Source organism: Marinobacter segnicrescens, from assembly GCF_900111555.1.
Classification (GTDB): domain Bacteria; phylum Pseudomonadota; class Gammaproteobacteria; order Pseudomonadales; family Oleiphilaceae; genus Marinobacter; species Marinobacter segnicrescens.
The window spans coordinates 461,024-475,598 of record NZ_FOHZ01000001.1; the positions used below are offsets into that span (position 1 = coordinate 461,024).

General features: G+C 61.0%; 11 protein-coding genes. 3 read left to right on the forward strand and 8 right to left on the reverse strand.

Features of this window, described 5'->3' with window-relative positions:
• The first annotated feature begins 53 nt into the window (after nt 1–53).
• Entirely contained in the window at nt 54–797 is a 744-nt protein-coding gene (locus BM036_RS02060) for a CsiV family protein (RefSeq protein WP_177185965.1), read from the forward strand.
• A gap of 76 nt (nt 798–873) precedes the next feature.
• Here the strand turns inward: BM036_RS02060 and BM036_RS02065 are convergent, their stop codons facing one another.
• The 5 genes from BM036_RS02065 to BM036_RS02085 all read right to left on the reverse strand — a co-directional run bounded on the left by BM036_RS02065 (nt 874) and on the right by BM036_RS02085 (nt 5,365).
• Nucleotides 874–1,683, reverse strand: coding sequence for an S-methyl-5'-thioinosine phosphorylase (locus BM036_RS02065; protein WP_091848549.1), 810 nt, complete (start codon nt 1,681–1,683; stop codon nt 874–876).
• A complete protein-coding gene (locus BM036_RS02070; protein ID WP_245742428.1) occupies nt 1,680–2,927 on the reverse strand; it encodes a mechanosensitive ion channel family protein in 1,248 nt (415 codons plus the stop codon). The genes BM036_RS02065 and BM036_RS02070 overlap by 4 nt, the downstream gene beginning before the upstream one ends.
• A 45-nt stretch (nt 2,928–2,972) precedes the next feature.
• On the reverse strand, nt 2,973–3,467 hold the full coding sequence (locus BM036_RS02075) for a L,D-transpeptidase family protein (RefSeq protein ID WP_425434067.1): 495 nt from the start codon (nt 3,465–3,467) through the stop codon (nt 2,973–2,975).
• A 136-nt stretch (nt 3,468–3,603) separates the two neighbouring features.
• The gene (locus BM036_RS02080; protein ID WP_091848551.1) at nt 3,604–4,296 is read right to left on the reverse strand and encodes a TetR/AcrR family transcriptional regulator; all 693 of its coding nucleotides are present in this window, start codon (nt 4,294–4,296) and stop codon (nt 3,604–3,606) included.
• Between the two features lie 55 nt (nt 4,297–4,351).
• The gene (locus tag BM036_RS02085) at nt 4,352–5,365 is read right to left on the reverse strand and encodes a hypothetical protein (RefSeq protein WP_177185966.1); all 1,014 of its coding nucleotides are present in this window, start codon (nt 5,363–5,365) and stop codon (nt 4,352–4,354) included.
• 207 nt (nt 5,366–5,572) lie between these two features.
• On the opposite strand from BM036_RS02085, the gene BM036_RS02090 reads away from it, so the two are divergent.
• On the forward strand, nt 5,573–6,187 hold the full coding sequence (locus BM036_RS02090) for a riboflavin synthase subunit alpha (protein ID WP_091848552.1): 615 nt from the start codon (nt 5,573–5,575) through the stop codon (nt 6,185–6,187).
• On the opposite strand, the gene BM036_RS02095 is transcribed toward BM036_RS02090, so the two are convergent.
• The 3 genes from BM036_RS02095 to BM036_RS02105 form a co-directional block, all read right to left on the reverse strand.
• Complete coding sequence (locus BM036_RS02095) at nt 6,166–7,374, reverse strand: class I SAM-dependent methyltransferase (RefSeq protein WP_245742406.1); 1,209 nt, start codon at nt 7,372–7,374, stop codon at nt 6,166–6,168. The two genes, BM036_RS02090 and BM036_RS02095, sit on opposite strands and share 22 nt — an antisense overlap.
• Complete coding sequence (locus BM036_RS02100; RefSeq protein WP_091848553.1) at nt 7,371–8,462, reverse strand: methyltransferase; 1,092 nt, start codon at nt 8,460–8,462, stop codon at nt 7,371–7,373. The genes BM036_RS02095 and BM036_RS02100 overlap by 4 nt, the downstream gene beginning before the upstream one ends.
• A 113-nt stretch (nt 8,463–8,575) precedes the next feature.
• On the reverse strand, nt 8,576–13,441 hold the full coding sequence (locus BM036_RS02105) for an NAD-glutamate dehydrogenase (protein WP_091848554.1): 4,866 nt from the start codon (nt 13,439–13,441) through the stop codon (nt 8,576–8,578).
• Nucleotides 13,442–13,605: 164 nt separating this feature from the next.
• Between BM036_RS02105 and BM036_RS02110 the strand changes: the two genes are divergently transcribed.
• Nucleotides 13,606–14,571 (forward strand): AAA family ATPase, encoded by a 966-nt coding sequence (locus BM036_RS02110; protein WP_091848555.1) that lies wholly within the window; start codon nt 13,606–13,608, stop codon nt 14,569–14,571.
• The last annotated feature ends 4 nt before the right edge of the window (nt 14,572–14,575 follow it).

Genomic DNA, 14,575 nt, shown 5'->3' on the forward strand with positions numbered 1-14,575 from the left:
CGGTAACTGATAACCGGACCGTCAATTCCGACGAACGGATCAGGAGACCCACCTTGCACAAACCGGCCTTCACCTTCGCCAGCCGACTGCTTGCCATCCTGGCCCTGTTGACGGTGCTGTCTGCACCGTCCCTGGCCCAGGACCGTTACCGCGCCGAAATCGTAGTCCTCGAACGTCTGGCGGACCCTATTCTGAATGAGAATATGGCCGACAGGTTGCCGGAACGGACTGAAGCCGGCAAGCGTCTGTGGGTGGTAGACAGTACCGGCAACCGCATCTCCGACATCGACACCACCTCCAACCTGACCCTCAATAGCGCCGCGGCCAGGCTCGAAAGCAGTGGCAAATACAGGGTGCTGATGAAAACCGGCTGGATCGAGAGCTTCCCGGACAACTATAACGGCGAGCCACTGGCCATCGAGCTTGGCGAATACCTGGACGCAGCGGGGCATCGGGCCATTGAAGGCACCATCGAGATCAACCGCCGCCGCTACCTCCTGGTCACCGTCGCCCTGAACCACTGGCGGGAAGCCATCGGCGGTAGCGCTCCGATGCAGGTGGAAACCTCCGGGGAGGCAGGGGAATCCAGGGACGATGACGATCAGGGCACTGAAAATGGGCCAGTAAAAGGCAGCGACAGCAGTATGGCAGCGATCGAAGACTCCATGCAGCCAGCCCGCTCCGACAAGGAGCTTGTCACCTGGATTCGCGAAACCCGGCGCATGCGCAGCGAGGAAATCCACTTCCTGGACTCCCCCACCATCGGAGTGCTGGTCTACTTCCGCCCCCTCGACTAACGGGCCGACGCCTGGAACAGCTCCAGGCGCCTTTGCAATATTGACACCCCTGGTTGCCGCCAGTGGTCACAGGGCATCAGGGATTGCCGACAGGTTCCACACCCTTGAGTGCCGGAATCACTTCTTCAAGCACGGCCTTGACACCGGCCATCCCCTCGGCAAGGGCGCTGGCAATTTCTTCCATGGTGATAATGTGGTCGGACTTGCCAGCCGCCCAGTTAACGGAAAGGGCGAGGCAAGCGTAGGGCAACCCAAGCTCCGCGGCGAGCGCAGCTTCCGGCATCCCGGTCATTCCCACCAGGTCACAGCCGTCCCTTTCCAGGCGCGCCACTTCGGCGGCACTCTCCAGACGGGGCCCCTGGGTCGCACCATAGACCCCATAATCCACTGCGATTACCTGCCTGCGGGAAGCAGCTTCCAGCAGGGCCTGGCGCAGGGATTCGTCGTAGGGGAAGGTGAAGTCGATATGGGTGACGCCTTCCAGCACGGCCTCCCCCACCTGTTCATAGTAAGTGTGCCCACGCCCCCAGGTGTAATCGATGACCTGGTGGGGCACGGCAATGCGGGCGGGCCCCATGGCCGGTGTAATGCCCCCGACTGCGTTCACCCCGATGACCCGGGCTGCCCCGGCTTCGCGCAGCGCCCAGAGGTTGGCCCGGTAGTTGACCTGGTGGGGCGGGATTGTGTGAGGGTGACCATGGCGAGCAAGGAACAGCACCCGGTGCCCACGAAAGTCCCCCGTAATAACCGGCCCTGAGGGCGCACCCCAGGGAGTGTCGAACACCCGCTCATCAACAACGGCCAGACCTTCAAGTTCGGTCAGGCCCGTGCCACCTATGATAGCCGTCTCGGCTGGTGCCTGTGGCGCTTGCGATAAATCCGTCATGCCTCACCCTCGTCGCCCTGGGTTGTTTCCTGGCCGGGGCCGGAGGGCTCGCGCACCGGCCCCCGGGCTGCGGCCTTGCCTTCGCTGTCCCGCTGCCGGCGTCGGTTTTCGCGGTCACCGCCGCGCTCACCATCCCGGTCGTCATCGCGCTCCTCATTGTCATCGCGCGCTTCCCGGTCAATACGCACGGTTTCTGCCACATGCAGTGTGCGCGTGGGGAAGGCCACTTCGGCACCGTAGGACTCGATGATGTCACTGATTTTCAGCAATACATCCTGCTTGATCTCATGGAATTTCACCCACTGGGTGGTCTTGGTGAAGGTGTACACCATAATGTCCAGGGACGAACTGTTGAACGCGAGGAAGTTCACTATCAGGGTCTGGTTGGCGTCAATTTCCTCATGGTTTTCCAGCATACGCCGAATATCCGAGACGATATCGGACATTTCCTTCACATCGGCATAGCGAATCCCAATCGTCTCGTAGATACGGCGATTCTGCATCCGCGACGGGTTCTCCACCGCAATCTGGGTAAAGACGGAGTTGGGCACATACAAGGGGCGCTTGTCGAAGGTACGAATGGTGGTCAGACGCCAGCCGATCACTTCCACCGTACCTTCGATTTCCCGGTCCGGAGAGCGCACCCAGTCACCCACCTTGAACGGCCGGTCCAGGTGGATAATAAATCCACCAAAGAAGTTGGCCAGCAGATCCTTGGCGGCAAAGCCCACCGCTATGCCACCAACGCCACCGAACGCCAGCACCCCGGAAATGCTGTAGCCCAGGGACTGCATCACCGTCAGCACCGCCGTGATCGCCACAACAGCCCGTAGCAGCTTGCTGATGGCATTGACCGTGGTGTAATCCATCGGCCGCTTCATCTTGATGGGCGACGTCAGGATTTCTTCCGACTGCTTGATGACACCGAACAGGGTCCACACAATAATCCATACAAACCCCAGTTCAAGCAGCTTTTCGTTAGCCGAGAAGATCTCGGCTTCAGAATAATTGTGCGCCACCTCTGCTGCCCAATAGACACCCTGAAGCCATACGAAACCGACCATAGGACGCCGGAGGGCGTGGAGAATCGCATCATCCCAGAGGTTACTGGTGCGCTCGAAGCGACGCTCCAGCAAAAGAATGATACGGCTGACCAGGAAAGCCACCGTTGCGGTGGCAAATACGAGACCAAACACAACAATGGCAACTCGCCAACTCTGGGACAGCAGGCTCCAGTTATCCATCCAACTGGTCAGCAGCTCCGGGGTCTCTTCCACTGACATCTCCTCTTACTGTTCTTGGTTGACAGGACGGGGACCGGGCTCAATGATCACCGGCGTGCCGGCAACCAGCCGGTCAAACAACTCGATGACATCGCGGTTTCGCATACGGATACATCCATGGGACCTTGGTTTTCCCATGGGTTCAGTATCCGGGGTGCCATGAATGTATATGAAACGACGAAAGCTATCGACACCTGGACCACGATTGAAGCCGTTTTCCAGGCCGCAGAGCCAGATTATGCGGGAGAGAATCCAGTCCCTTTGGGGATAGTGCCGTGACAGTTCCGGCGACCAGGTCTCACCGGTGGGGCGGCGCGCCACAAAGACCGTTCCTTCGGGCTTACCCCAGCCGACCATGGCCCTGACATAGTGACGCCCACGGGGCGTACAGCCGGAATCCTGGGCCTCGCCAGGACCGTTCAGAGCGGTGGATACGGGCCAGCTGAGGTGTTCGCCATGGCCACCGAACCAGTCCAGCATCTGGCGGTCCAGACTGATGATCACACGCTGCTCCCCTTCCGGGTTGGATGCTGAGATGGACACTCCGGCGCTCCTGCCATGCTGACTTTGAGCAGCAAAGGCTAGCGGACCCGGCAGACGGAGGCAACTGCGCGGCCCTCACCGCCAACTGAAGGGCTCAGCCTGCCGAGCGGCTATTACCCGTGGCGGACGCCTCCGGACGCGGTACCAGCATCAGGTCCGGTGCCTGCATTCCCGCCGCAAGGAAGGGTATCAGGCGGGCGGCAATCTCCTGGATCGGGGTTTCCACCCCGGTCTTGGTTTGCAGGATATCCCTGAGGGCATCACTGGAAGACATGGTAAAGGCGGTGGCGCCGAGCATGAACTGGATACGCCAGTAGCGGTCCACCGGGGAAAGCTCCGGTGTGGCCTGCTTCAGCAACGCCATGAAACGATTGAAGATATCCTTGTACTCGTCTTCAAGGTATTCCCGCAGGTGGCCCTGGGACTGGGTATAGGCCAGTCCCAGCAAGCGCATGAAGATGGAAATACCGCGCTCATTTCGCTGGGGCATACGCACCGCACTTCCGGTGAGGGCCCCGAGGATCTCTTCAACGGTCAACGCCCGGTCACCGGGACGGGCTTCCAGCTCGTCGAACTCGGCGTCCAGGGTGGAAGAGTAAGGGGTGAGAAAACGGGCGAATACCGACTGGATAAGCGCATTCTTGGACCCGAAATGGTAATTCACGGCGGCCAGGTTGACACCAGCCTTGCTGGTTATCATCCTGAGAGAGGTTTCCGCGAACCCCCGTTCAGCGAAAAGCTCTTCCGCAGCATCAAGAATCCGGTCCACTGTATCTGACTGGGCCACAACACTTTCCTTGAGTAAACGAATGTTTAAAACATACGTTTCAAACGCAAGTCTGTCAAGCGCGCTTGCGCTCCTGCCCGCCCTCCGCTGCACCCGGTTCTGAACCCGGTTCCCCGTCCTTTGCACCTGTGTCTGGCACTGCGGAGGGCGTATCCTCCGCCTGCGGATCCTGCACGGATTCAGTCACCGTTTGCGCCACGGACTGCCAGCCCCGGTCGATGGCTTTCTGGTGCCCCTCGAAATAGGCAGACTGCATACGCTCGTAGGCTTTCTCCGCCTCCAGCATGAAAATCAGGTAGAGCCGGAAATGCTCCCGCCGGGTCAGGGAGGCGGCCAGCCGGCGTTGCTCAGACAGGTGCCTGAGTGTGCTGAATCGGGGCGCTGCCAGGGTCGAGTTGAACTCCGAGAGCTCGTTACATTGCCAGATAAGCCCCAGCTCCCCTTCCAGGTGGACAACGTGGCGACGGGCGTCACGCAACAATTGCTGCCGGTAAAGAATCAGGTCCAGGTAGGACGGATTCGAGGTATAGAGTCGACGTACAAACGGCACCCCCAGTAACAGGATGACCACAAACGCACCAAAGCCTCCGCCGGCAATCCAGGCCGGCACCACGCCGGTCATACCACTGAGAAATACCAGCGCCGCGATGGTCGCCGACAACAACCAGCTGTCCCGGCGCCGGCGGGCGGCATTGAGGGTATAACTGTCGGGCCAGCCGGACAGGGAGAGAAGATTAAAGTCCAGCAGGTTCACCCGTTCGCACTGTCGCAGCAACCGGCGCAACCGACGCTGATAGGACTCGGCGTAGCGGTGTTCGATTTCCTCGGATTCGGCATCACTCGCTACAAGCACTTGATCGTCACCAACACTGCCGGTCGCGGCACTGACCTCCTCGCTTCGGGGGCTGACGAGTTCTGCACTGGCCGGCTCCTCGGCTGGCAGGCGGCCCTTCCGCTCCGATACCGTCGGTGTATTTCGCGCCAGCCCTGGTGAGGCTTCCGGGTCCGCTGGCCGGCCAGGGCGAAGCACCGGATCTTGCCCCGGGGGGGCGGTATCTCGGGTTTTCACGAAAGTATCTGCCATTGCTGTCAGCCCGGTTCGGTTATTGGCGCCCTGCTAGTGTCCCGGCCACCAGAATGGCCGGACCCTGAAAGGTTATCGCCTGCCTGGCGGCATTCTTTAGCGGCTAACGTCTGAAGCCCATGCGAAACCCTTTTGATAGCTTACTCCCGGGGCGATACACTTGCGTGTTCCGAAATGTAACGAGGTGCAACCATGTTTACCGGTATTGTGCAGGGCATTGCCACGGTGGAGTCACTGGACGCCCGTCCTGGCCTGACCACCTTTGTGATCCGTTTTCCGGAGGGCAGCCTGGAAGGCGTAACCACAGGTGCATCCGTGGCCATCAACGGTACCTGTCTGACCGTCACGGCCCAGCAGGATAACCAGCTATGGTTTGATGCCATGCAGGAAACCCTGAGGCTGACCACATTGGGAGAGCTTGCTGAGGGGAGCCAGGTGAACTTTGAGCGTGCCGCCAGGATTGGGGACGAGATCGGTGGCCACCTGCTGTCCGGCCATATCCATTGCACCGCCCGGGTAGTCAGCCGGGAGCAGCCTGAAAACAATTGCACCCTCACCTTTGAAGTGCCGGAAGCCTGGCAGAAGTACCTGTTCCCAAAGGGCTATATCGCGGTCAATGGCGCCAGCCTCACCATCGGCGATGTGGAGGCGAACCGGTTCAACGTCCACCTGATCCCGGAGACCCTGCGGGCCACCACCTTCTCCGATATCCACCCAGGCGACAGGGTGAACATCGAGGTGGACAGCCAGACCCAGACCATTGTCGATACCCTGGCCCGGATGGGTTACGACCGTCCTGCCGGCTGACGGGGACCAGTACACCGGAACACCACAAAACGTGGTGAGGCGTGTAGCTGCTGCACCTGCGTGAAAAATGACCGCAGGCTGCGGTGATAGCCCAGGTGGCGGTTGCCGACCATCAGTAACTCGCCATCACCTGTCAGGCAGCCTGCGGCTTCCGCAAACAGCCGCAAGGCAATGTGATCCCCCACGGCCCCACCTTCATGGAAGGGTGGATTCAGCAGAATCATCCGGAAAGGTCCTGACTGCGGTGGTGCCCCGTCGGCATGGTAGAAGCGACATTGCCCCCTATCCAGACCCGCCGCGGAGACATTGACCCGGGCACTGATAATCGCCTGGGATGAAATGTCGGCAAAACCCATTGCAAGGTCAGGGCGCCCGGAAAGGGCCACCAGGCCCAGCAGCCCGTTGCCACAGGCCAGGTCCAGCACCGGCGCCCCGGGTGGTAAAGCCGTTACGGCTTCTGCTATGAAAGGCAGCAACTCGCGGCTGCCGATGTCGAGCCGGTCACGGGCAAAGACTGCCGGCAAGCCCTGTACCGGTGCAGGCAGCTCCCCGACCGGGTAGCCCCGCCACAGCCGGTCCCAGTGCTCCAGGGTCTGAGTGCCCGGCTGACACAGCACCAGCCGGGCTTTCTTCTTTGCTGGCAGCACCGCCTCGGTCACCACCAACTCCTGATAGACCCTGACGGCCTGGTCCGGCAGGTGCTTGATCATGCCGCCGGCGAGAATCCACCCGCCCGGGCGAAGCACCTGGTTACACCACCGCAACAGGAACCCCAGGTACTCCAGCTGACGCGGCACCTTGAGAATCACAGCGTCATAACGGGCCGTACCAGAGGCCGACGAGGCTGAACCGCGGGCGACAGCTTCCAGCTCCTGTTCCCAGCTTCGGACAGCCGGCACTGGAAGCCGGTTGGCCCGGGCATTGAGGGCAAGACCCTCCGCCAGTGCCGCGCTATCCGCAATCACATCCGGCAGGAAGTTTGCCAAACCAAGGGCAAGCGCTCCGAAACTGTCGTCGACGACTGCGACCCGCTGACCCGGAGCCAGCCTTTTGAGGGCCTCGGCGACCAACTGCTCATCGGCCGCATCCCAAGCCCTGAGACTGCGGCCACCACGATGGGGGCGGTGCAGCGTCAGGCTGGCGGTACCTGCCGGAAAACCGGAACTGCCATCGCTGGCAGGGGTCACCGCCTGCCCCTCCCGCTCGCGGGCCTCTGGCGAACGGCCTGGTAAACAGTGAAGCGCTTGTCTTCCGCCAGCACCCGGCAAGGCCCGATGTGTGCCTCGATCAGCTCCTGATAAGGCAGGAACCGGTTAGCGACCAGTCGCAACTCTCCCCCGGGGGCCAGGTGGCGCCCTACCTGCCTGAGGAAACTCTCGGTCATCGATGTATCGATACGAACGCCGGTATGAAAGGGCGGGTTGGTAATGACCGTAAGGTAGCTGCCCAGCTGGTCCGGCAGGCCATCGCTGGCAAGGATGTCACCCTTTGCGCCGTTACGCTCATAGGTCTGGCGAGCACAGAATACCGCCTGGGCCTGGACATCAACACCGTCCACCGGCCCCAGTTCCGGATACCGGACCTGCAGCCAGGCACCAATCACACCGGCGCCGCAGGCAAAGTCCAGCACGGGTCCGCGAACAGGTGTATCCGCCAGGGTTTCCAGCAACCGGGCTGTACCCTCATCCAGGCGGCCGTCACTGAAAATACCGGGCACCCCGGCAACCGATATCCGGGCGCCGGCGCAGTCAACGTCATACCACTGTACCCACTGCTGGGCGCAGAATGGCGTTTCTGCCGCCGGTAACCGTGCCGTCCAGACCTGGCAATGACGGGCGCTGTCGACCTTGCGGGCCTCAGGTGCGACGGCCTGCAACTGGCGGGCGGCGCCGGCAATACCTTCGCGTTTCTCCCCCACCAGCACCAGCCGGCCCTGCGCTGACAGCAGGTCCCGGGCCAGCGCCAATTGCATGACGAGCGTTTCCCGGGCCTTGGGCACAAAGATCACCAGGGTATCCAGCGATCCCCGTTCTGTCTCAGACAGTTCGTAGCCAAACTGCACCCGGCAGTCACCCCGCCGCTCCAGTGCAGCGGCGACTCCGGCGTGTTCGGTAATCACCAGGGGCTGCCCGGCACCGGGCAGGTCGGGAAGTTCAGGCAGGGACAGCCCCAGCAGGCCTGTCCGCCCGGTCACCAGCTCAGCGTTGCGCTCCAACGCAGCCAGCGGGTTGCGCCCTCCGGTCTGATCCCGATTGGATGCCTTGCGTGCCGTCATGTGATTGCCTCAGCCAGTGATTCAGGTGGGGCGAATTGAACGGCATTCACGGGAGAATCGCAACACTCCGGGAAAAGCCCGCTCCGGGATGTGCCCGGAACAGACTCCCGGGTTCATTCAGCCAGTGGTGCATGAATGCTGCTTTGCGCCAGGTCCAGCAATTCACGCAGGGCCACCGAGAACATCGCGTACTCCGGCTGGCGCGCCCCCTTGAGTTCCGCCAGCATACTCTTCCAGCGACGGATCATGGTGTCGTGCTGCGCCATCCAGCTCTCCACACACTCTTCCACCTTATGGTGGTCATCCGCCATTCTGAGCACACCCGTGGTCAGGGCGCGCTGCTGCCAGTCCAGGTCCTCCCGGAAACTTTCCCGGGCCAGCGCCTGCCAGTGGGAGGCTGGCTTGAGATTGGCGATGGCGGCGGCAAACCAGTTCAGGTCGAGCCGCTCGCCCAGTGTGTAGTACAGGTTTGCCACCGTCTTGAGGGGCACACCCGCGGACTCGTGGGCTTCGATAATACCCAGCGCGGAGTACAGGTATGAACTTCCAGACACCACCGCTGCCAGGTCTTCCGGTATGCCCTGCTTTTCCAGTTTTTCCAGGTCGCTCCTCCAGTCCTTCTCGGCCCCCTGCCCCAGGTAATCCGGAAGGTTGGCAGAAATTCTGGCGATGCTGTCGGTGAAACGGTCCAGGTGGGACTGGATATTGAGTTCACTGCGCCGGTTACGCAACAGCCAGCGTACCGCCCGGCGGACCAGCCGCATCAGGTCATTCATCAGGCTGACCTGCAGGCTGGCCGGCACCTGGTAGTCAAGCGCTTCGATCCTGCGCCACCAGGTGTCAAGCCGGAATACGTCCCGGGCTATGATCCAGGCCAGGGCAATGGCCGGGGCATCGGCACCTGTGGACTGGGCAAGCCGGTCCACGAAGGTGATCCCCATGTGGTTGATCATGTCATTGGCAATCTGGGTGGCGATGATTTCCCGACGCAACTGGTGTGACTCCAGCTCTTTCGGGAATTTTTCCACCATCGGCTGAGGGAAGACCTTGTGCATTTCAGACACCAACAACGGGTCGTCTGGCAGGTCGCTGTCGATCAACACCTGCTTGAGGTCACCTTTGACATAGGAAATCAGCACCGCCAGTTCCGGGCGGGTCAGTCCCTTGGCGGCGGCCTTGCGCTCTTCCAGGGCCTCGTCATCCGGCAGGAATTCCAGCTCCCGATTGAGCTTGCCCTCCGCTTCCAGCCCGTTGATCAGGCGCCGGTATTCCTCCAGGCGGTTGGCGGCCTCGTCATTGGCCAGGCTCAGGGCCTGGGTCTGACGATAGTTGTTGGTGAGCACCAGGTTGGCCACTTCCTCGGTCATGTCTTCCAGCATGCGGTTACGCTGCTTTTCGGTCAGGTCCCCGGCTGCGACCACCCGGTTGAGCAGGATCTTCATGTTCACTTCGTGGTCGGAGCAATCCACACCACCGGAGTTGTCGATGAAGTCCGTGTTGAGAAGGCCGCCATTAAGGGCAAACTCGATACGCCCGAGCTGGGTCATACCAAGGTTGCCACCCTCACCGACAATGCGGCAGCGCAAATCACGGCCGTTGATCCGCAGGCCATCATTGGCCTTGTCGCCCACTTCCGCGCTGGATTCATGGGCAGACTTGACATAGGTACCGATACCACCGATCCATAGCAGATCCGCCTGGGCCTTCAGGATATGGGTGATCAGCATGTTCGGCGGCACCCGGTCAGACTTGATGCCGAGCAGTTTCTTCATCTGGGGGCTGACCGGAATCGACTTGGCATTGCGACTGAAAACACCGCCCCCTTCCGAAATCAGCGACTCGTCGTAATCCGACCAGGCGGACCGGGGCATTTCAAACAGCCGCTTGCGCTCTGCGAAGCTCTTTCCCGGGTCCGGATCCGGATCGATGAAAATGTGCATATGGTTGAACGCCGCCACCAGTCGCGCCTTGTCGGAGCGTAGCAGGCCATTGCCAAACACATCGCCGCCCATATCGCCAATGCCGATCACCGAGAAGGTATCGTTAGCCGGGTTGATACCCAGCTCCCGGAAGTGTCGTTCAACCGACACCCACGCGCCCCGGGCCGTTATGCCCATTTTCTTGTGGTCGTAACCGTGGCTGCCGCCAGAGGCGAATGCATCCCCCATCCAGAAGCCGTATTCGGCGGCCAGGCCGTTGGCAATATCGGAGAAGGTCGCGGTGCCCTTGTCGGCCGCTACCACCAGGTAGTGATCATCACCGTCATGGCGCACCACGTCACTCGGTGGCTGAATCCCGTTGTCGACCAGGTTATCGGTGATATCCAGCAGCCCCCGGATAAACGTCTTGTAGGCAGCAACACCTTCCGCCTGGAAGGCCTCCCGGTCAGAGGGGTCTGGCAGGCGCTTGGCCACGAAGCCGCCCTTGGCGCCGACCGGCACGATAACGGCATTCTTCACCTGTTGGGCCTTTACCAGCCCCAGTATCTCGGTACGGTAATCCTCGAAGCGGTCAGACCAGCGCAGCCCACCCCGGGCGACCTTGCCACCACGCAGGTGCACCCCTTCCACCCGCGGGGAGTAGACAAAGATCTCAAACATCGGAAGGGGCAAGGGCATGTCGGGGATCTTCGCCGGATCCAGCTTCACGCTGATGTAGGGTTTGGGCTGACCCTGCCCATCCCGCTGGAAAAAGTTGGTACGCAGGGTGGCACGGACCAGGTCCAGGTAAAGCCGCAGTACACGGTCCTCACTCAGGTTGTCCACCTCGTCAAGACTGGCGTTGAATTCCAGCTCCAGCTTTTGCTGCGCTGCCTCACCCTTGGCCTGGCTCTGCTCTCGGCCCGGATTGAAGCGGGTGTCAAACATCTGCAGCAACAAGCCGGCCAGCCCGACGTGGTTAACCAGGGTATTGGCAATAAAGGTCTGGCTGTTACTGAAGCGGATCTGACGCATATAACGGGCATAGGTGCGCAGGATCGCTATATCCCGCCAGCCCAGGTATGCGGACAGCAGCAGCCGGTTGAAAGCGTCGTTCTCAGCCTCACCGAACCATACCCGCTCGAACAGCTCCTCGAAGATGGGCCGTATGCGATGGATATCCACTACCGCGCCTGAACGGGCCTGCAGGGAAAAATCATGGATCCACACCACATTGCGATCATGATCCACGATCTCGAAGGGGTGCTCGCCGATCACCCGGAAGCCCAGGTTCTCGAAAATCGGCATCACATCGGACAGGGGCAGCTGTTCGGTGGGGTTGAACAGTTTGAAGTGAACCGTGCTCTCTTCTTCTTCCAGTGACCGGTAGAAGCTCATGGCCATGGGGCGGCCGTCCGAGACCGCACAGATGTGCTCCAGGTCAATGGCAGCCCGGCGAGGGGAAAACATGTCCTGGTAGCTGGCAGGAAAGGCCGACGCATAGCAGCGCATCAGCTCGTTGCCCCGCTCCTCGCCCCAGGTTTCGTGCAGGGCCTCCGCCAGGCCATCCCGCCAGGATTGGGCCAACTCAATGACCCGCTCCTGGATTTCCGCCACCGGCAGGCGTCGACTTCCGGCCCGGGGCACCCGGATGGTGAACTGAACCCGCGCCAGCACCGACTCGGAGAAATGGGTCACAAAGCTGATGTCTTCGGCCTCCAGGCGGTCACACAGGACCTCCTCGACCCTCAGCCGCAGCTCGGTGTTGTAGATGTCCCGGGGAAAGAACGCCAGGCAGGTCACAAACTGGCCATAGACATCCTCCCGCATGAACAGGCGAATCTGCCGCCGCTCCTGGATATAGAGGATGTCCAGCGCCGCCTGGTAAAGCTCGTCCAGTTCGATCTGGAACAGCTCATCCCGGGGATAGACTGACAGGATCTGGTCCAGCTCCTTGCCGGCGTAGTCATCCTTCATAAAGCCAGAGCGCTCGACTACTGCCTCGACCTTGCGACGCAGCAGGGGAATATCCTCGGGGCGACCGCTGTAGGCGCGGGAGGTGTACAGGCCAAGGAAACGGCGCTCACCCACCACCTGGCCCTTGCTGTTGAACTTCTTGACCGCAATATAGTCAGGATAAGCCGGACGGTGAACCCGCGAACGCTGGGCCGACTTGGCAAAGATAAACAGTTCATCGGTGCGGGTCATCTGACTGCGGGTACGCCGTGGCAACTCACGCATGGCCACTTTTGCACTGCGTTCGTTATTGACCCGCAGTATGCCGAGCTCCGAATTCTCCACCCGGCAAACGTTCGTCCCCTTCTTGTCGCTGACGAAGTCATACTCGTCGTAACCAAGGAAGGTGAAGTGATCGTCGATAAGCCAGTCCACAAACGCCCTGGCTTCGTCAACATCGTCGGGGGTAATGTCCGCAGGCGAGCTGTCCAGTTCCCGGGCGATTTCCAGGGCCTTCTGCTTCATGGCTCCGAAGTCCGAGACCACGATACGCACTTCGTGCAGCACTTCCTGCAGCAGGTTCTCCAGGTTAGCCAGGTCCTTCTGATCGCTGTGGCGGTCAATCTCAAGTACGATGAATGCCTCATGGCCTGACTCATCGCCCTCGTCTGGTGCCTCAAGCGACACCAGCGTGCCGTCCTTGTCACGGTCCACCGCCAGGATCGAGTGGTGAATGGTGTGGGTTCCAATATCCCGCCGGTTAATGGCCATGCGCACAGAATCGATCAGGAACGGGATGTTCGGATGCAGTATAAAGATCACCGTATGGGTGGACTGCCAGCCATCGCTCTCCAGATCGGGATTGAATACAGCGACCGGCGTCTTGCCCTCAGGCCGTTTCTGCAGGAATTGCCAGGCTGCCAGCACGGCGCCGTAGGTATCGTGGAACGCCCGGCTCAGCAACTCATCCAGGGGCAGGTGCATAAGGTACTGATGACTGAAGTGACTGATCCGTTCCGCCTCCTTTTTCGGCAGCTTGCGGAATAATTCCTCATCCAGTTGTTCAAGGAACTGCTCCTTGCTGGTCACGGTCAGGGTATTCATCAATCACCTCTGTCTGTGGTCCGGGCACCTGCTGAAAAGGGTCAGGCACCGATGTGAACGAATGGTAACTCCAGCATAGTCAAACCCTTGATAATTTGCTGTAAATTCGCGAAAACTTCATACGGTAAAACCGAGATATAACCACTTCCGGAGTAGCCAGAGCCATGTCCTCCCTGCAACAGACCTTCGGTGAGCTCAAGCAGCACCTCGCCAGTCGCATTATCGGCCAGCACGCGCTGGTGGAACGCCTGCTGATTACCCTGCTGGCTGATGGTCACCTGCTGGTGGAAGGCGCCCCTGGGCTTGCCAAGACGACCGCCATCAAGGCCCTGGCCGAGCACCTGGAAGGGGACTTTCACCGCATCCAGTTCACTCCCGACCTGCTTCCCTCCGACGTTACCGGCAGTGAAATCTTTCGGCCCGAAACCGGCCAGTTCGAGTTCCAGCGCGGCCCGGTCTTTCATAACCTGGTGCTTGCCGACGAGATCAACCGCGCTCCCGCCAAGGTACAGTCGGCCCTGCTGGAGGCTATGGGGGAGCGCCAGGTGAGTGTCGGCATGCGCACCTTCCCGTTACCGGAGCCTTTCATGGTCATGGCGACCCAGAACCCCATCGAACAGGAAGGTACGTATCCGCTGCCGGAAGCGCAGCTCGACCGTTTTCTGATGCACGTGACCATCGGCTACCCGGAACCGGCCGCCGAGCGGGAAATTCTCCACCTTGTCCGCCAGCAGACACGGGAAGCCCGGACTCCCGATGCCACACCGGTGACCGCCGAGCAGGTCAGTGAAGCCCGCAAGGCGGTAAGTGATGTGTTTATGGCCGAGGCTGTGGAAGACTATGTGCTGGCCCTCGTACTCGCTACCCGTGATCCGCTGGCCCTGGATGACGACCTGGACCGCTGGCTGGCATTTGGCGTCAGCCCCCGGGGGACCATCGCCCTGGATCGTTGCAGCCGCGCCCTGGCCTGGCTGGACGGCCGTGACTACGTCACTCCGGACGACGTCAGGGCGGTCGCGCCTGATGTTATGCGTCACCGCCTGATACTCACCTTTGAGGCGGAAGCCGCCGGCATTACCCCGGACCAGGTGGTCCAGCGCCTGCTGGAGCGGGTTCCGGTGAGCGCCTGAGGAA

Excerpts from the sequence above, each read along its gene's own strand:
- BM036_RS02070 (WP_245742428.1), bottom strand. The coding sequence starts at position 2,927 with ATGGATAACTGGAGCCTGCTGTCCCAGAGTTGGCGAGTTGCCATTGTT.
- BM036_RS02090 (WP_091848552.1), top strand. The coding sequence starts at position 5,573 with ATGTTTACCGGTATTGTGCAGGGCATTGCCACGGTGGAGTCACTGGAC.
- BM036_RS02065 (WP_091848549.1), bottom strand. The coding sequence starts at position 1,683 with ATGACGGATTTATCGCAAGCGCCACAGGCACCAGCCGAGACGGCTATC.
- BM036_RS02105 (WP_091848554.1), bottom strand. The coding sequence starts at position 13,441 with ATGAATACCCTGACCGTGACCAGCAAGGAGCAGTTCCTTGAACAACTG.
- BM036_RS02110 (WP_091848555.1), top strand. The coding sequence starts at position 13,606 with ATGTCCTCCCTGCAACAGACCTTCGGTGAGCTCAAGCAGCACCTCGCC.
- BM036_RS02100 (WP_091848553.1), bottom strand. The coding sequence starts at position 8,462 with ATGACGGCACGCAAGGCATCCAATCGGGATCAGACCGGAGGGCGCAAC.